Raw genomic sequence first — 17,546 nt, 5'->3', positions numbered from 1 at the left:
CCCCTGCCCCTAAACCAAAGCCGTGCCGATCATGCCGTTGCGGGTGACAAGATCAGCCAGTTCTTCGGTGGAAAGCCCTTCGGTCCCGTCGGGGCGGCGTGGCAGAACCAGATAGCGGATCTCGGCCGTACTGTCCCAAACCTTGATCTGCACCTCATCGGGCAGGCTGACACCAAATTCCGCCAGAACCGCACGGGGTTCGCGCACCACACGCGACCGGTAGGCGGGGCTTTTGTACCATGTGGGCGGCAGGCCCAAAACCGGCCACGGATAGCAGGAACACAAGGTGCAAACGATGACGTTGTGAACCGCATCCGTGTTTTCGACCACGCGGATATGTTCGCCCTGGAACCCGCTGAACCCCATCGCATTGATCGCCGCAGAACTGTCGCGCAGCAACCAGTCTTTGTACTCTGGGTCCGTCCACGCCCGCGCCACCACAGCCGCGCCGTTGCGCGGGCCGGTTTCGCGCTCATAATATTCAACGATACTGTCCAGCGTTTCCGCTTTGACCAGGCCTTTGGCCACCATCAACTCTTCCAACGCGCGCACGCGCAAGGCGGGGCCTTCTTCCAGTGGATCGTGATCATGGGGCATGGCTCGGTTACTCCATCGCGCCGAGAATACGAGCGAGGTTCGAGAACCGCGCGATCAGGGCAAAAATCACGATATTGATCACCATGAAGATCACCGCAATCGACGCAATAACCGGCGTGTACCCATAGCGCAGGGCGTTGAAAATCTTGATCGGCAGCGTCTCGACCGAGAAGCCCACGGTCATGAGCGCGATGATGTATTCATTCAGGCTGAGGACAAAGCAGAACGCAAACCCCGCAAAAGCAAAAGGGGCAGCAATCGGCAGGATCACCGTGCGGAAGACGACGGCGTTCGAGGCGCCCATGGTCTGGCTGGCCTCGATCAGCGCGTGATCGACGCTTTCCAACCCCAGTGAGATCGTGACCAAAGGCAGCGCCAGCAGGAAGACCGCATGGGCAATGATGACGTTGATCATCAACCCGTTCAGCCCAATCCCGGTGAAAAACAGCAGGAAGGCTAGCGCCATGATCACAGGCGGCAGGATGAACGGTGCCACCCCAAGCGCCAGCAGCGCCTTGGCATAGCGCAGGCCATAGCGCCACGCGCAATATGCCACCGGCATCGCGATCAGAACCGACAGACTGGCCGAGGCAAAGGCGATGAACAAAGAGTTTTTCAAAGCCGTGAACCAGTCATTCGCCACGAAAACCTCGGCATACCAGCGGAAGGAAAAGCCGCGCGGCGGGAAGGCCAGAAACTTTTTGGCGTTGAAAGACACGGCCGCGATCACAAGGATCGGTCCGATCAGATACAGCGCAAACAGCGCCAGATAGATACTGCGCAGCGCTCTCATGCCTTTTTCCCCGAGAATTTCGTGACCAGCCAGATCACCGTCGCGCTGAGAACCAGCAACACCACCGCCAGCGCTGAGGCAAAGGGCATATTGAAATTGAATATCGCCTGATCCGTAATCAGCACTGACAGCGTCCAGTGTTCGGGCTTGCCCAGAACCTGCGGCACGATGATGGCCCCCAGCGTCAGCACAAATACCGTGACCCCGCCCGAGATGATCGCAGGCCGCGTAACGGGAATGATCACCGTGAAAAACGTCCGCAAAGGCGAGGCCCCCAACGTGCGCGATGCCTCGATCAAGCTTTTGTCCAACCGGCTGAGCGCGGGAAACAGCAGCAGGACCGAAAACGGCACGGTCAGGTAGACCAGCGCGGCCACCACTGCGCCTGCGGAGGGGGTCATGGCAAAGCTTTTCTCAATCACGCTAAACCAGACAAGGATATTGGCCACGCCTGCGGTGCGGGACAGCAGAATTTGCCAGCTAAACGCGATCAGCACTTCGGACAGGGACAGCTGCGCCAGAATGTAGATCAACCAAAAGGTCTGCGAGCGCGGTGGGAACGTGGTCAGGAAATAGGTGAAGGGATACGCGATCAACAGGCTCAGAACCGCGATCAGCGCGCACAGACCTGCCGAGAACAGCGCCCGTTCGATGTAGAACCACGTCAGGAAGCGTTCAAAATGCTGCAGGTCAAAGCCGGTGGCATAGCCTCCGTCATCGGTTGGCGTGGACACGCTGGTCAGCAAGATCAGGACGAAGGGGATCACAAAAAACGCCCCGATCATCACCGAGGATGGGATCAGCCCAATATAGCGGGAAAGCGCGCTCGATTGCATCTTCTCCCTCCTAAACCGCCAGCACGCTGCAGGCCGCAGCGGGCATTTCAACATGGACCTGATCGCCCACTTTCACATTGGGCCAGTCCTTTGGCGTCAAGACCGAAATCACCTCGTGCCCGGCGCAATCCACCAAAATCTCGATCGTGGCGCCGATATCGCGCACGAACGTCACTGTGCCGGTGACCGAATTGGCCACATCCACATCTGAGGGGTGATGCACGAACACCTCTTCCGGGCGGGTCATCAGAAGAACGTCATCGCCTTGGGCAAAATGACCTGTGTTGCCGCCCACGTTCAGAGCGGCCCCGTTCACATGCACGCTGTCAGGCCCTGACATCTTGGCAGGCAGCAGGTTGCTGGTGCCGATGAACCCGGCCACGAACTTGTCGACCGGAGTCTTGTAAATCTCCATCGGGGTGCCGGTCTGCAGCACCTGCGCCTTGCCCATGACCACTATCTGATCGGCCATCGTCATCGCCTCGGTCTGGTCATGGGTGACGACGACGGTAGTGATCCCTAGCTCTTGCTGCAGCTTGCGCAGCTCGATCTGCATGACCTCGCGCAGATTGGCATCCAGCGCTGACATCGGCTCATCCAGCAGGAACACCTGCGGGTTCAGTGCCAAGGCGCGCGCGATGGCCACGCGCTGACGTTGACCCCCCGACAATTGCGAGATCTTGCGATCCTCAAGCCCCGGAAGGTGAACCATATCCAGCAACTGCCGCGCGCGGTCTTCGCATTCCGACCGGGAATGACCCCGAATGCGCATCGCATAGCTGATGTTTTCGCCCACATTCAGATGCGGAAACAGCGCAAAAGACTGAAATACCATGCCGATATTGCGCTGATGTACGGGCACGCCGGTCAGGTCCTGATCCTCGAACCGGATCGTGCCTTGCGTGGGTTCGTCCAGCCCGGCGATCATCCGCAGCAGAGTGGTCTTGCCACAGCCAGACGGGCCAAGAAAACAGATCATCTCGCCGGTATTGAACTGAAGGTTCACATCTTTGACGGCCGTCACGGTGCCGAATTTCTTGGTGACGTTTTCGATGCTTAAACCGGGCATAAGGGTCTATTCTTTCAACAAAGGAAGCGGCCCTCCCCACCTCCGCGGGACGGGCCAGTGTCGTGAGTGGTGTTATCCCGCGATCATCTGATTCCAGGTGTCGGAAATCCAGTCCGCGTGATCCTTGTAAATGTCATAGCGCGGCACGATCGGCGCTTTGGGGCTGCTGACGGCCGCCAGTTCTTCTTCGGTCAAATCTGTCAGCGCAGGGTCGACGACCGGAGCGGTGCCCACGTTGCGCGACAACAGGGCCTGCGTTTCGGCCGCCGAGATAAAGTTGATGAACTCGTGAATCTCATCCACCGGCTGGGCGTGTTCGGGCACGATCCAATAGCCCGAATCCACAACCGCGCCTTCTTTCGGGAAGGTCGAGACCACCGGGAAACCTTCGGCAGCGGCAAGACCCGCCACATCGTGATAGTACTGACCCATCGGAATCTCACCATCTTGTAGCGCCTGCTGGAACGCGCCTTCGTCCTTGTACCAAAGCCGCACATTAGGGACGAGTTCAGACAGCTTGTCGAACACCTGCTGGATACCGTCCTTGGTGTCCAGAATATCTGTACCACCAAAGAAAGTGGCCGCCGTTACCTCGAGCATATGCGAGTTCGACGCGAGTCCCAGCAGACCGATTTGATCCTTATAGGTCTCATCCCACAGCGCGGCCCAGCTGTCCGGGGCTTCGGGGATTTCGTCCGAATTCGTGCACAGCGTGATGTACCACGACACCGCGCCGACACCGTACAGGGTACCGTCGTCATAGCGGTCCTTGAACCTGTCAGGCATGTTCGACAGGTTCGGGATTTTGGAGTCGTCCAGCGCCTTGAACACTTTCTGATCCGCCCCATGGCTGCGCGGGATACCCGCCATCAGCGACACATCCGCCGGGGCGGTTTTGGCGCGGGCAGCGTTCTTGATCTGCACCAGCCATGTCTCGCCGGTAGGTACGGCGACCGAGTTCACCTCGATCCCGGTGGCCTTGGTGAATTCGGGGAAGATGAACTGCTTGAAGCTGTCTTCAAAGAACCCGCCATAGGTTCCAACCTTAAGTGACTGGGCGGCTTGCACGATGGCGGGTGCGGCCAGCGCGGCAGCCCCGGTTGCGGCAGCGGTACCTAAAAATCGGCGGCGTGAAAGGGTGGTTGGCATTGTGATCTCCTGTTGGTTTTGTTCAGTTGGCCCGGTTCTTGGGCAGGACGCAAAGCATTTCATAGGCCAAGTTGGCCCCGATCAGCGCAGTGCAGCCGCTGACATCATATTGCGGCGAGACCTCGACCAGATCGGTTCCGACAAGGTTCAGCCCGGCACAACCGCGCACGATTTCGAGCGCCTGAATATTGGTCAGCCCGCCCATTTCGACCGTCCCGGTTCCGGGCGCATAGGCCGGGTCCAGACTGTCGATATCAAAGGTCAGGTAGGTCGGCATATCCCCGATCCGCGCGCGGATATCCTGCATTAGGGGGGTCAGGGATTTGTGCCAGCACTCCTCGGCCTGAATGACAGTAAAGCCCTGATTGCGGCCCCAGTCAAAATCGTCAGGCGCATAACCCGTCCCGCGCAGGCCAATCTGGAACACCTTGTCATTCTGCAGCAGCCCATCTTCGACCGCACGGCGGAACGGAGTGCCATGGGCAATTTTTTCGCCAAACATTTCGTCATTCGTATCTGAATGCGCGTCCACATGGATCAAGGCCACCGGGCCATGTTTGCGGGCGATCGCGCGCAGCACCGGGTAGGTCAGCGTGTGATCTCCGCCCAGTGTGACCGGAACGACATCGTGGCTGAGAATCTGATCATAGGCGCCGGTGATGATGTCCATGGTTTTCTTCAGATCAAACGTGTTGATCGCCACATCGCCAATATCGGCAACCTGCATGTTGGCAAAAGGAGCCGCGCCCGTGGCCATGTTGAAGGGCCGCAACATGCAGCTTTCGGCCCGGATCGCACGTGGCCCGTGACGCGTACCCGTCCGGTTCGAGGTGCCGATATCCATCGGAATACCCACGAAACAAGCGTCCAGCCCGGCGGCGGTTTCCTGCGCTGGCAGGCGCATCATTGTCGTGCCGCCTCCGAAACGGGGCATGTCGTTGCCACCCAAAGGCTGATTGTATCGCGGCGCGGTCGTGTCTGGCATTGAGGGTCCTGCGGCTGAAGTCATACAAGGGTCTCTTGGATCGTACGCCGCCCAATTGGGTCAAAAAAATAGCGTTCCACAAACTCTTACATTTTCATTTTGCAATGTAATCCTCTTGGTACATCTGCCGAAGGATCTGGATGAATAGCGTGTTTACCTTGGGTGCCGCACCGGATCGCGTGACAATCTGCATGTCGCAAGAGTAGTCGCGGCTGCTGTTGGGCAAGCGACGCAACCGCCCCCGACCTTCCCAGTCAGCGGCCAGATGCAGCGGCAATAACCCGATATAGGCCCCGCTGAGGATCAGGATCAGTTGCGCTTCAATTTCTTGCACAAAAAGGTCTCGATCCGAGGAATGCTGGGTCTTTTGCCTTTGCTGGTTCCAATACCCGCGATGAACCCAAGCGTGCTGAGAAATAGCATCGTCACCAAGGGCGTCCGCGGGTGCCGAAAACAACGGATGGGTGTCCGAGCAATAAAGCGCATGATGTTCGCAATACAGATCGGTTATATGCAAGCCGTTGCTCACATTATCAAAACTTCCGAATCCGATATGGTACGTACCGTCCAATACGCCTTGCTGAATATCTTGCGGCTCGGAAATCGCAAGGTCGATGCGCACGGCGGGAGCGGCCTCGGTGAACTGCTTGATTGCTTGGGGCAGTTTGAATGCCTCATCGGTTGTGGTGGCGTCCACGACGGCCAGTTTCAGCCGTCCTACCAGGTTGCCCTTTAACTCGGCCAGATGGGTCGAGTGCTGATCCAGAGAGTCCATCAGCGCAAGACCGATCTGATGCACCATCCGCCCTTTTTCAGTCAGCAAAAACCCGCGCCGTCCACGCTGGCACAGACGCACGCCCAGACGTTCCTCGAGCGCGGTGATGTGGTTCGAGATCGTGGGCTGGCTAAGGCCCAGCTCAACCTGCGCCGCCGAGAATCCCCGGTTCCGAACAACACTGTCAAAAACAGTCAAAAGATGGATATCTGAGCCTGTGATTTTCATCCTTGCATTGAGCCAGAGAAATGTATCGTTTTGCAACGCACTATTTGCAAATTCTGGCGTGCTGAATACCGTCACAGCTGCAGGCGCTGAAAATTTGATCGAACCGCGCCGGAACATAGGGACGTGTGCCATGAAGATCGCCGCATTTCAGATGCAAGCCGGAGGCAGCACCGAGGATCGGTTAGCCCAAATCGAACAGGCCCTGCACGATTCGGATGCCGATCTGCTGGTTGCGCCCGAACTGGCCATCACCGGATACGGGCGCGGTGCAGTTCTGCGCGATCTGGCGCAACCGAAAGATGGGCCATGGGTGCAACGGTTGACCCAAGCCGTACGCGACAGCGGCGTCAGCCTAGTCGCCGGTTTCCCAGAGGCCGAGGGCGACGCCCGCTATATTAGCGCCATGATCATCGACCGTGATGACCCTGATAGTCCGCTGATCTATCGCAAAAACTGTCTGTATGGCCCCTATGAAAAAGGTATATTCCAGACGCCCGAGCGGTCCTTGGTGATGACCACAATGGCCGGTCTGACCTTTGGTTTTCTGATTTGCTACGATATCGAATTTCCTGAAAACGTGCGTCGGTTGGCGCATGCCGGGGCGCAAGTGATCATTGTGCCAACAGCGATGGCCGAAGGCCCAGCCGGAGCGTTCATCACGCAACAGGTTGTACCGGTGCGCGCCTTCGAAAATCAGGTTTTTGTTGTCTATGCCAATCACGCAGGCTCTGACGAAAGCTATGCCTATCAGGGCATGTCCTCGATCGTGGCCCCAGACGGTCAGCAACTGGGTTTTGCCACTGAGGGCGGACAGGTGATCTCGGCCTCGATTGATCCAGATGCCTATGCCCAATCGCGCGACGAGAACCCCTATTTGTCAGACACCGTGGCACTGAATCTAGCCCACCCTTAGTCGAAAGCCGCGCGCATGACCTCTTCGCTTGCAATCGTGAATGCCGATCTGCGCACGATGGAGCCCGGTGGCCCGCGACAGCAGGCGATATTCGTGTCGGGGGATCGGGTCGCAGCGGTTGGATCAACGGAAGAGATCAAGGCATTATGTACCGTCGACACTCGGGTCGTCGACGCCGAGGGCGCAACGGTTCTGCCGGGCTTTGTCGAAAGCCATATGCATCTGTTTTTCGGCGCCTATTCCCTGAAGGTATTGCGGCTTGAGGCGATCACGGGCACTGCAGCACTGACCCGCGCCATTCAGGAATTTGCCGCACAAAACCCTGATTACAACCTGCTTGTGGCACAGGGTCTGGCCTATGCGAGTTTTGACGGTGGCCAAAATCCGGACCGGCATATTCTTGACGCGATATGCCCCGATCGCCCGCTGTTGCTGCAAAGCGCGGATTTTCACAACGGCTGGGCAAATACCGCAGCGCTGCAGGCTGCTGATGTGCTACGGGGGCGCGATCTGGGGCCGGGTTCGCATATTGAACTGGACGCGGACGGGATGGCCACTGGCACGCTGATTGAGCCTCCGGCCGTTGCCACAATACAGGCGCGTGGCCCCCATGGTGGGCGCGAGGTTCTGGGGCTAGAGGGGGTCGAACCGGCCCAAGAAGTGACGCAAGCTCAGCGCGAGGCCGACAAGGCATTGATGCGCGAAGGGCTGAAATACTGCGCCCAGCACGGTATCACGACAATCATCAATATGGACGGCAACCTTTATCAGGCCAGTCTTTTACAAGAGATCGAGGCCGAGGGCGATCTGTGTTGCCGGCTTGAGCTTCCCTATCACTTCACGCCCGGCGAACCCGTCGAAAACATCGAGATTGCCGAGCAGATGCGGCGTAAGCTGGACAGCCCGATGCTGTGGTGCAACCGGGTCAAATTTTTCATGGACGGCACGCTGGATGCGCACACCGGATACCGGGTGCGGGACTACCCCGATACAGCCGGCCACAAAAGTGCGCCGCTGCATGACCCGGCCCGATTTTCCGATCTGGCGGTGGAACTGGACAAGCGCGGGTTCCAGATCGCGGTTCATGCCATTGGGGATGGGGCCGTACGCGCGGTGTTGGATGGTTATGAGGCCGCCCGCTCTGCCAACGGCCCGCAGGGCAATCGGCACCGGATAGAACATATCGAGTTGCTAGACCCTGCAGACCGGCCCCGCTTTGCCGCGCTTGATGTGGTCGCCTCGTTCATGCCGCCGCATCCGCCGGGATGCGGGGATTTCCCGCTGGAGCCTCTGGCCTCGATCATCGGCAGGGACCAATGGCCCGACGCCTACACGTGGCGGACGCTTAAAGAGACGGGCGCGCGTGTCTGTTTTTCAAGCGATTGGCCGATTGCAGCCCTGCCACCTTTGACCGGGATCGACATCGCCTTGACCCGGCAGGTCTGGGACGCCGATCAAAAGGACGAGCGTCTGAGTTTTGAAGACACCCTTGCCGCCTATACCAGCGAAGGGGCCTATGCCTGCCGCCGCGATGATCATTTTGGGCGTCTGGCGCCCGGCTTGCTGGCTGATATAGTGGTGCTGGACCGGATGCTGACGGACAGCAACGCAGGCGACACTGCCATTGCGGCAACGATCTGCAACGGGGTCGTGACATACTTGGCTACAGACTGAAATCCACGCACAAACGGCCGGCTACATCCCCCGCTTGCAGCCGATCCAGCGCATGGTTTACCTGATCCAACGGTACAGTTTCAACATTCACTGCCAAAGGGTTTTGCGCCGCAAAGTTCAGAAAGTCCAACAAATCCTGCCGTGTCCCAACAGAGGAACCGTAAACCCTGTGCCCCCCGTCGATCAGCCACAGCATCGACAGATCAACCGGATCATCCACTAGAGCCACAGCCACAATATCGCTCAGCGGGTTCACAGCGTCCTTGATTGTCTGCCAGACCCGAGGGGTTGGCGCAAAGTTCAGCGTCACATCGGCACCTCCGGCCTGCCGTACAGCCGCGCCTGCTTCGGGACCGGCAAGGATACCCAAGTCCGCCCCCAGGTTTTGCGCCGTCTGCAACTTGGCAGGGTCCTGATCCACGACGATCACCCGCGCGCCACGGGCTTTGGCGATCAGGACAGCGTATTGCCCCAAACCCCCTGCCCCGATGATCAGAACATTTTGGCCTGCCTCAAGCTTGGAGCGTTTCAGCGCGCTCCATGCAGTAAGCCCTGCGCACAGCAGCGGTGCGCCTGTGATGGGGTCGATCTGATCGGGGATTTCGCAGGCAAAGCGGGCCTCAAGCACCGCATATTCTGCAAAAGCCCCATCCTGTTCAACGCCCCGCGCTTGTTGCGTTGGGCAATAGTTCTCAAGCCCGGATCGGCAAGGTTTGCAGGCAAGGCAGGTGTCGTAAAGCCATGGCAACCCGACACGCGCGCCAATAGTCGGAGCCTTGAAAGTACCTGCACCCACAGCCACAACGCGCCCTATCCCTTCATGCCCAAACACTCTGGGATAAGCGTCGTTGGGTAACGTTTCATCACGCAGATGCAGATCGCTGTGGCAAATCCCACAGCTTTCCAGTTTGACCAGAACCTGACCCTGACCTGCTATGGGCACTGGTACCTCGGTCACGACCAGCGGCGCACCCGGCCCCGTACTGATCACCGCTTTCATCCTGGTGGGCAGGCCAGTCATGGCGCCGTGTACTTTCCTTCCAACCACGCGCGAATGATTGCGCGGTGGCGATCCCGGCCATAGCTGGGAAAGTGACCCCCATGCACGGTTTCCACCGGCAAATCATACAAGCGCACCATCGAGCGGTAATAGTCCTGAGCATTACTGTGATAGGTGTCTTCGATCAACTCGCCATCATAGACAATATCGCCCGAGAACAGGATGCCCGTTGCGGCCTCCCACAAGGCTATTCCGCCCGGTGAATGACCCGGTGTATGGATCACCTCGAAATGCCTGTCCCCAAGATCGACGATATCGCCATCGTCCAGCAGTCGCGTCGCCTGCGCATCGCTGACCGCATATGTGTCGGATCGGTAGGGCAAGGGCGGCAGGCAGTCGAAAATCTCGTCCGTCACGTAGGGGTCGGCCAGCGTCGCCACGCGCGTCGGGTTGGCCAGAATATCGGCCTCGGCCATGTGGACCGCGCGATCCTCGAACTCATGATGACAGCCGATATGGTCGAAATGGGTGTGGCTTGCGACCGCCGTCAACGCACGTTCGGTCACCAGAGGCACCCATGTCCGCAGTGACACAACGCCCATGCCGCTGTCGACCAGCATATCGCGGTCGCGCCCACGTACATGCCACATGTTGCAGCGATAGAAAGGCGTGATGAAAGGCTCATCGATCAGGGTAACGTCTTCACCTTTGCGGGTTGTGCGGTACCAATCCTGCGGTTGCGCGCGTTGCATCAGGGGGTCTCCGGTTCGAACAGGCGAAAATTCTCGACATCTGCGGACACCGATACCACATCGCCCTGCGCCCAAGGGCGGTCAGGGGCCAGATAGGCCGTCAGGCTCAGGTCCGGGGCACAGGCCGGCGACAGGTGCGCCCGGCAATAGGTTCCGAAAAACGCCGCCGCAGTCACCGTGGCCTGCCCCATCGGGAATGATCCTTGATCGTCGGCGCGGATATCCTCGGGACGCAGGCAGATTGCGGCTTTGGTCGAGGCCGGGGCGTTCAGGGTTGGCAATAGTCCAAACGGCGTTTCAAAACCCGTCCCGGATTTCACACCTGAAATGTGGTTATTTTCGCCCATGAAATCCGCCGTGAACAGGGTTGCCGGATGGCGGTAGACCCGATCTGGGGTGCCATGATCTTCGATCCGGCCACGGCTCATGACCACGATCCGGTCGGCAATCGCCATTGCTTCCTCCTGATCATGGGTGACGTGGACAAAGGTTGTGCCGATCTGTTGCTGAATGCTTTTCAACTCATCCTGCATGGATCGCCGCAGCTTGAGGTCCAGCGCGCCCAGCGGTTCGTCCAGCAGCAGAACGTCCGGATTGACCGCCAGCGCCCGCGCTAGGGCGACGCGCTGTCGCTGCCCACCGGACAGCGCATGAGGACGTTTGAGCGCCACATCCTTCAGACCAACCAGATCCAGCATCTGTTCGGCGCGTGCGTGGCGGTCTTTCCGACCCATACCGCTCATACGCAGGCCAAAGCCAACATTGTCGCGCAAGGACATGTGCGGAAACAGGGCATAATCCTGAAACACCGTGGTCGTGGGACGTTTGACCGGCGCTACACGGGTCATGTCCTGACCGCCGATCAGCACACGGCCCTGGGTAGGCTCAAGAAACCCCCCAAGGATCGACAAAAGAGTGGTCTTACCGCAGCCGGACGGGCCCAGCAGAGTCACGTATTCACCGGCCTCGATCTGCAGGTCGATCCCGGACAGCGCCTGAAACTGACCGAACCAGTGATTGAGACCCGAAAACGTGACAGACGCGGTCATTGGCGGCCTTTCCGAAAGATGGTGAGTTCCAGCAGCAGCACAACCGCAACTGAAATCAAGAAGACAAAGCTTCCGATTGCGTTCAGTTGCGGCGACAGGCCCGACCTGAGCAGCGACCAGATTTCAACCGGCAAGGTGACGTCAAAGCGGGTCAGCAGGAAGGAGATAATAAACTCATCCCAGCTGAGGGTGACCGACAAGAAAAAGGCCGCCGCAATCGAGGGCAGCAACATCGGTACTGTCACCAACGCGATCACCTTGGGCTCGGACGCGCCCAGATCACGGGCGGCGCGTTCGGCGTTTTGCTGTTGCGCTCCCATCGAGGCATAGATGATGGCGAAGGCCAGCGGCAAGTTGATGACCACATGCCCGATCGCTGCGGTCCAAAGCGAAACGCCAAAGCCCGAGCGCGTCAGAACGATCAGCAGGCCTAGCCCGACGATCAGGTAGCTGACCGTCAGGGGGGCGATCAGCAGTCCTCGGACCAGGGCCGATCCCGGCAGAACGTGCCGCGCAAGCCCGTATGCCGCCAGAAACCCAAGCGCCACGGCAACCGCAGACGACCCGAACGCGACAAGGATCGAATTGCGCAGCGCTGCCATCAAATCCTCGTCCCCAAGAATGGTCTGGTACCATTGCAGGGACGGCCCGTTGAACGGTGGCACAGGCAGCGATCCTTCCTGAAACGAGAACAGGACCAGCACGCCCACCGGAAGGTAGATAAAGACAAAAGCGGCGATCAGGTACGCCCAGGGCAGAAAGCGCATCATAACCGGTCAAGCCTTAACCAGCGGGCTGACAGCAGATAGGCCAGCGCAACGATGCTCATCAAGACAATGGCCAGCGCCGAAGCCAGCGGGAAATCCGCACGCCGTCCCAGTTGCACCATGATGACCTGTGGCACGGTCAGTTCGGTGTTGCCGCCCAGAATCTGCGGCGTGACGTAGTCGCCGATACACAGGACAAAGGTCAAGAATGCTCCGGTGACGATACCGGGCAGAGTCAGCGGCAAGATCACGTGCTGGAAGGTCTGAAACGCGTTGGCGCCAAGGTCCATTGCGGCCCGGCGATAGTTCGGGGACAGCTGGATCAGGTTGGCATAGATCGTCAGGGTCAGAAGCATCACAAAGAAATGTACAAAGCCAGTCACCGTAGCAAAGCGCGTATTGGCCAGCGTGATCGGCTCGGCGATGGCTCCGATCCACATCAGCGTTTCGTTCACCACACCCTCACGCGCCAGTACCAGCAGCCACGCATAGGATCGCACCACATAAGATGTCCAGAACGGCAGGATAGCCAGCAGAAGGGCAAGTCGCTGCCAGCGCGGTGACACACGAAAGGCAATGATCCAGGCCAGCGGATAAGCCAGCACGACCGAGATCACCGTCACCGTCAGTGTGATTTCCAGCGAAACCAGGATCGCCCGCCATAGATATTTCTTTTCAAGCAGCTCGGCGTAGTTGGCCAGTGACAGATCCCAAACAAGCGTTCGCCCTTCAAGCGAAGCAAGGCTCATCGCGCCCATCACAACGAAAGGCACGATGAAAAAGGCGATGGTCCACAGCAGGGCCGGGGTTACAAAGCCCCAGCCGCGGACCTGGTCCTTGGACATGTTCACTGCTGCAGAATTTCCAGCCACAGATCCTGCATTTCGATGTCCAGATCTGCATTCGGTGCAGGGTAAAGCTGTGTCAACGCCAGATAGTCAGGCTGTTGATCCCAGCGCAGGATGTCTTTTTGTGCGTCGGTCAGAACGTCTCCGGCCTTGGCATTTGCGGGCATTCCCCAAAAGCACGAAGACGTCGCCAGACGGGCCTGCCCTTCGGGGCTGGTGATGTACTTGATGAACTCAACCGCCAGATCGGGGTTACTGGCCCCCTCGACCACGCCGATGGATTGCGCCCAGCGAACCGCGCCCTCCTTGGGGATGGTCCATGTCAGTTCCGGCTGTTCCGAGGCGAGCACGGCCGTCAGCCACTCACCCCCACCCACAACGATATCTACTTCGCCTGTCGCCAGTGCTGTTTGCGCCGCAACCACCCCCGCGACCGAGGCAGCTCGGCTTCGCATGGTTGAAAGGACACCATCGATCTTTGCCAAATCTCCCGCGCCAATTGCGTCCGTTGCAATGCCTTCGGCAATGGCGGCCAGCCCCATCACGGGAAGGTAGTAGTCATAGATCGAAATCCGCCCGTCGTATTTCTCGGACCAGACAGTGCTCAGGCTTTCCATATCAGCGGGATCGACCTTGGCCGAGTTGTACGAGATCGTGTTATAGCCAAATTTCTCGGTCACGGCATAGGTCACGCCGTCAACTGTGTTGTTTTCGGCCATGACAACTTCGGGGAAGTAATCCGCAGTCGAGACCGCGCCCTCGGGCAGCGGGGCCAGAACACCGGCCTCGACTGCGCGGAACACATCGATCCCGTCGACCACAAGCACGTCCCAGTCGCCGGGCCTGGATTGCTCCAGCAGTGCAAGTGCCGCCCCCGTTCCCTCGTATTCCCGCAGATTGACCTTGACGTTATGCTTCGCCTCAAACGGAGCGATCAGTTCGGGATCGGTATGGTCGCACCACACCAGAGCATTCAGTTCGCCTTCGGCCCAGGCATTGCCAGCCATCAGGGCCAGTGCCGACACACCAAGGATTTTACGTCCGGTTTGCATTCCTCATCTCCTGTTGATTGTGGGTCGCCCGGTTTTTGAGTGGGTCTGTTCGAAAAAACTTGAACAGCCTCATCTTTTTAGTCAACTCTAAATTTGGATTTGTGCTACAAGAGGTCATTTTTCCAAATGGCAGGATTAAGAGAGCGGCAAAAAGCAGCGCGCGAGCGTCGCATCCTCGAAGCTGCATCCATAAAATTCCGGTCGCACGGGTATAGATCCGTGAAAATCGAAGAATTGGCAGAAATGGCCGAAGTGTCTGTCGGCACAGTTTACAACTACTATGAAACCAAGGGCGACATTCTGATTGCAACTGTTGCGATGGAAGTCGAAGAGGTCATCGCCGCAGGCGCGCCCATCCTGACCGACCCTCCGCAGCGCGTTGATGATGCGATATTGGCGTTGATTTTCCAGTATTACGATCACTCGCTTGAATACCTCTCAAAGGAAATGTGGCGCACGGCGATTGCCCATTCTATTGAACACCCCAACACGCCAAGCGGTCGGCGCTATGCGGAACAGGATCGTCGGTTGGTGGCGCAAGTAACCGAATTGATTGCGGTTCTGCAGGATCGAGGAAAAGTTCGCCGAAACCTGGTGGCAACAGATTTGGGCGCGCTTGTCTTCAGTGCATTAAATCAGGCGTTTATCGAATTCATCAAACAGGATGAGATGACTCTCACTCAGCTTAGAGATCAAATAACCGCACAGATTGTTCCAGTCGCGAACCTCATTTCCGCAGATGCTTCACCATCGGCTTAAGACTTAAGGCTTGTTGTTCGCAAAGGTTTTTTGGTCATTGTCGCTAGGTTCCAATGAATGGAAGCCAGGCAGAAGTTTAAGTGGCTCGGCAGCATTCTGAAGTCGTTGCCCTTGGACCCCGACGCGATGCGGAGATTGGTGGAAGGCAAGCCTCACACGCTTAGCGTCGCCTCCTATGTGTCAGCCTGAAAATTGCGACCTTTCCTGAGACGAAAAAGTTAAATTGTCATCATTGACAAACTAATGTGCATAGTTATTTGTCATCAGTGACAATTTATGGGGCCAATATGCCGCGACCTTCGTTAAAAGACCAAAGATCTCAGGAAATTCTGGACGCATATCTCACATGTGTGGCGCGGTTCGGGCTTAACGGTGCGACGCAAGAGCGGATCGCCGAGATGGCTGGCGTGAAACGACCGCTTCTGCGTCACTACCTTGGAAACAAGGACGAAATGGTAACCGCCTTGGCCGGCTACGTTGTTGCAGGTTTTTCTGAATCGCTAGAAGGGCTCCGACAGGCGCTGCCAGGCGGAGCAACGCCGTCTGACCTTGTAGACGCACTGTTTGCCGACGATAGCGGGACCGATCCACGGTTGATGCTGGCCTATCAGGCATTGGTGGTCGAGGTTCCGGATCGTCCGGATCTGAGGCAAGATCTGATGGACAGCCTTACGGAGTTTTTCGATGTGGTCGAGGATATCCTAAGGCGTGCGACCCCTAACGCGCCAGATACACACATTCGCGCCGTGACTCAGGGAATTTCTGCAATCTTTGTCAGTATGGACGCCCTGTCGCCGCTGGACCCACCCAAAGTCTGGCGTGCGGAATTGAAACTGGCTGCCTCTTTGCTGGCCTCCACTCTGGAGGCAACGCCATGAGCCATACCAGAACGGCGAATTACATTGCTTTGCCTATCCTGCTGATCACCACCGTCTTAGAGCTCTATTGGGTATGGGGGCTGCTTTTTGTTTGGTGGATCGTCCCTACCGTCCAGAACCAGCAAGCCTTTCTGGTCTTCGAGATCAACCGAGATGACGACCCTTTGCTCTACTGGGCCATAGTTTGCCTGTGGGCTTTGTCGGGACTGATGATGATCGCCGCCAGCCTGTTTCCGCAATACGCCCACCTGCTTGCCTGAGGAATTGACATGACCAAAATGTACCACCACCTGCCGGTCTCGGCTTATACCTCGCAGGACTGGTTCGATCGGGAACAGCGGCAAATCTTTTCGCGCACCTGGCGGTTCGCGGGATTGGTCGAGGATGTCGAGGGCCCGGGGCACTACATTTCCGTTCAGGCAGGCCTGAACAACCTGTTCATTGTCATGGGGCGTGATCACCGTCTGCGCGCTTTTCACAATATTTGCCGTCATCGGGGCACCCAACTGATCCGCGCAGTTGGAAAAACGCAAAAGGCGCTGACCTGCCCGTATCATGACTGGACCTATGACCTGGAAGGCAACCTGATCTCCGTCCCTGATGAGGTGTCCGAGTTCCCTAATGGTGTCGATAAGTCTTGCCTTGGTTTAAAACCTGCAAGTGTCGATGTCTGGCGCGGCATGATGTTTGTGCACCCCGACCCAGACGCACCGACTTTGGCAGAGTGGTTCGGAGAAGTTGATCCCTTGCTCGGTCCACACAAGCCTGAAGAGTTGGTCGAGTATGTAGAAGGGCAAAACAGCTATGAGATCAAGGCCAACTGGAAGATCGTTGTTGAGAACTACGTCGACGTCTACCACCTAAACCATCTGCATTCGAACACGCTGCACATGTATGACCATGCAAAGGCGGAATACGGTTGGAAGGGGCCGCACTACCACTTTTGGGAGCCCCCATCAGCAGAATACGCCAAGGACCACGAATCCAACTTGCCAATGCCGCGTACAACCCCTGAACCGCATGTCGGGGCATGGGTTCCAATGCTCTTTCCGGGTATTGGCATCGGGGCCAGCGAAGAAAGCTGGAACTTGTTCATCATCACGCCTCTGGCGCCTGATCTGACACGTATCGAAAATCGCACAAAGCTGGCGAATGTTTCGGACTGGGCGTTTCAGAAACAACAGTGGAAAAGCTGGGGCTTCTGGAAGGATTTCGGCGGCGCAAAGTACCACGGTGATGATGCGGCTGGTGACGATGACCCAATGGCATCCGGAGATTTCACGACCGAGGATATCTATGCCTGCGAACAACAGCAGAAGTCTCTGAATAGTCCATACCTTGAAATCGGTCCCGCCGGTGTTGGCGAAAGCCCGATCACGCAGCACCAGAAAGCCGTGCTGGCCTTCATGCAAGACGACTGAA

The 17,546-nt window shown here is 57.9% G+C and carries 19 protein-coding genes; 6 read left to right on the top strand and 13 right to left on the bottom strand.

The window, feature by feature from the left end; translation table 11 throughout:
* Nucleotides 1–9 precede the first annotated feature (9 nt).
* The 7 genes from nthA to GOV79_RS08090 form a co-directional block, all read right to left on the bottom strand.
* A complete protein-coding gene (nthA, locus tag GOV79_RS08120) occupies nt 10–597 on the bottom strand; it encodes a nitrile hydratase subunit alpha (RefSeq protein ID WP_170789376.1) in 588 nt (195 codons plus the stop codon).
* Between the two features lie 7 nt (nt 598–604).
* Nucleotides 605–1,390, bottom strand: coding sequence for an ABC transporter permease (locus GOV79_RS08115; protein ID WP_170789375.1), 786 nt, complete (start codon nt 1,388–1,390; stop codon nt 605–607).
* The gene (locus tag GOV79_RS08110) at nt 1,387–2,226 is read right to left on the bottom strand and encodes an ABC transporter permease (RefSeq protein ID WP_170789374.1); all 840 of its coding nucleotides are present in this window, start codon (nt 2,224–2,226) and stop codon (nt 1,387–1,389) included. Before GOV79_RS08110 ends, GOV79_RS08115 begins: the two co-directional genes overlap by 4 nt.
* 10 nt (nt 2,227–2,236) lie before the next feature.
* The gene (locus tag GOV79_RS08105; protein ID WP_170771725.1) at nt 2,237–3,295 is read right to left on the bottom strand and encodes an ABC transporter ATP-binding protein; all 1,059 of its coding nucleotides are present in this window, start codon (nt 3,293–3,295) and stop codon (nt 2,237–2,239) included.
* 72 nt (nt 3,296–3,367) lie between these two features.
* Entirely contained in the window at nt 3,368–4,444 is a 1,077-nt protein-coding gene (locus GOV79_RS08100; RefSeq protein WP_170755829.1) for an ABC transporter substrate-binding protein, read from the bottom strand.
* Between the two features lie 22 nt (nt 4,445–4,466).
* Nucleotides 4,467–5,429: an agmatinase gene (gene speB / locus GOV79_RS08095; protein ID WP_170789373.1), complete on the bottom strand. Its 963-nt coding sequence runs from the start codon at nt 5,427–5,429 to the stop codon at nt 4,467–4,469.
* 94 nt (nt 5,430–5,523) lie between these two features.
* Nucleotides 5,524–6,402, bottom strand: a complete 879-nt coding sequence (locus GOV79_RS08090) for a LysR family transcriptional regulator (RefSeq protein WP_170789372.1) — start codon at nt 6,400–6,402, stop codon at nt 5,524–5,526.
* 160 nt (nt 6,403–6,562) lie between these two features.
* Here GOV79_RS08090 and GOV79_RS08085 point away from each other — a divergent pair, with 160 nt between their 5' ends.
* A complete protein-coding gene (locus tag GOV79_RS08085) occupies nt 6,563–7,345 on the top strand; it encodes a carbon-nitrogen hydrolase family protein (protein WP_170789371.1) in 783 nt (260 codons plus the stop codon).
* Nucleotides 7,346–7,360: 15 nt separating this feature from the next.
* Nucleotides 7,361–9,019 carry an amidohydrolase gene (locus tag GOV79_RS08080; RefSeq protein WP_170789370.1) on the top strand — a complete coding sequence of 553 codons (1,659 nt, stop codon included), beginning with the start codon at nt 7,361–7,363 and terminating at the stop codon, nt 9,017–9,019.
* Here GOV79_RS08080 and GOV79_RS08075 read toward each other — a convergent pair.
* Genes GOV79_RS08075 through GOV79_RS08050 form a run of 6 tightly spaced genes read right to left on the bottom strand, consistent with a single transcriptional unit; the run spans nt 9,009 to nt 14,487 of the window.
* Nucleotides 9,009–10,010: an alcohol dehydrogenase catalytic domain-containing protein gene (locus GOV79_RS08075; protein ID WP_170789369.1), complete on the bottom strand. Its 1,002-nt coding sequence runs from the start codon at nt 10,008–10,010 to the stop codon at nt 9,009–9,011. The genes GOV79_RS08080 and GOV79_RS08075 overlap by 11 nt on opposite strands.
* A 26-nt stretch (nt 10,011–10,036) precedes the next feature.
* Complete coding sequence (locus GOV79_RS08070; RefSeq protein ID WP_170789368.1) at nt 10,037–10,771, bottom strand: MBL fold metallo-hydrolase; 735 nt, start codon at nt 10,769–10,771, stop codon at nt 10,037–10,039.
* Nucleotides 10,771–11,820 carry an ABC transporter ATP-binding protein gene (locus GOV79_RS22645; RefSeq protein WP_170789367.1) on the bottom strand — a complete coding sequence of 350 codons (1,050 nt, stop codon included), beginning with the start codon at nt 11,818–11,820 and terminating at the stop codon, nt 10,771–10,773. The genes GOV79_RS08070 and GOV79_RS22645 overlap by 1 nt, the downstream gene beginning before the upstream one ends.
* Nucleotides 11,817–12,590, bottom strand: a complete 774-nt coding sequence (locus GOV79_RS08060; protein ID WP_170789366.1) for an ABC transporter permease — start codon at nt 12,588–12,590, stop codon at nt 11,817–11,819. Before GOV79_RS08060 ends, GOV79_RS22645 begins: the two co-directional genes overlap by 4 nt.
* On the bottom strand, nt 12,587–13,432 hold the full coding sequence (locus GOV79_RS08055; RefSeq protein ID WP_170789365.1) for an ABC transporter permease: 846 nt from the start codon (nt 13,430–13,432) through the stop codon (nt 12,587–12,589). The genes GOV79_RS08060 and GOV79_RS08055 overlap by 4 nt, the downstream gene beginning before the upstream one ends.
* Before the next feature lie 2 nt (nt 13,433–13,434).
* Nucleotides 13,435–14,487 (bottom strand): extracellular solute-binding protein, encoded by a 1,053-nt coding sequence (locus GOV79_RS08050; RefSeq protein ID WP_170789364.1) that lies wholly within the window; start codon nt 14,485–14,487, stop codon nt 13,435–13,437.
* Nucleotides 14,488–14,613: 126 nt separating this feature from the next.
* Between GOV79_RS08050 and GOV79_RS08045 the strand changes: the two genes are divergently transcribed.
* The 4 genes from GOV79_RS08045 (at nt 14,614) to GOV79_RS08030 (ending at nt 17,545) form a co-directional block, all read left to right on the top strand.
* On the top strand, nt 14,614–15,246 hold the full coding sequence (locus tag GOV79_RS08045) for a TetR/AcrR family transcriptional regulator (RefSeq protein ID WP_170771747.1): 633 nt from the start codon (nt 14,614–14,616) through the stop codon (nt 15,244–15,246).
* 287 nt (nt 15,247–15,533) lie between these two features.
* Nucleotides 15,534–16,124 carry a TetR/AcrR family transcriptional regulator gene (locus GOV79_RS08040; protein WP_170789363.1) on the top strand — a complete coding sequence of 197 codons (591 nt, stop codon included), beginning with the start codon at nt 15,534–15,536 and terminating at the stop codon, nt 16,122–16,124.
* Nucleotides 16,121–16,384 carry a hypothetical protein gene (locus GOV79_RS08035; RefSeq protein ID WP_170789362.1) on the top strand — a complete coding sequence of 88 codons (264 nt, stop codon included), beginning with the start codon at nt 16,121–16,123 and terminating at the stop codon, nt 16,382–16,384. Before GOV79_RS08040 ends, GOV79_RS08035 begins: the two co-directional genes overlap by 4 nt.
* Nucleotides 16,385–16,393: 9 nt before the next feature.
* Nucleotides 16,394–17,545, top strand: a complete 1,152-nt coding sequence (locus GOV79_RS08030; protein WP_170789361.1) for an aromatic ring-hydroxylating oxygenase subunit alpha — start codon at nt 16,394–16,396, stop codon at nt 17,543–17,545.
* The last annotated feature ends 1 nt before the right edge of the window (nt 17,546 follow it).

The sequence above is a fragment of the Ruegeria lacuscaerulensis genome (genome assembly GCF_013034745.1).
GTDB classification, from domain to species: domain Bacteria; phylum Pseudomonadota; class Alphaproteobacteria; order Rhodobacterales; family Rhodobacteraceae; genus Ruegeria; species Ruegeria lacuscaerulensis_B.
The sequence above is the reverse complement of the archived record's forward strand: the minus strand, read 5'-3'. Positions and strand labels throughout refer to the sequence as shown.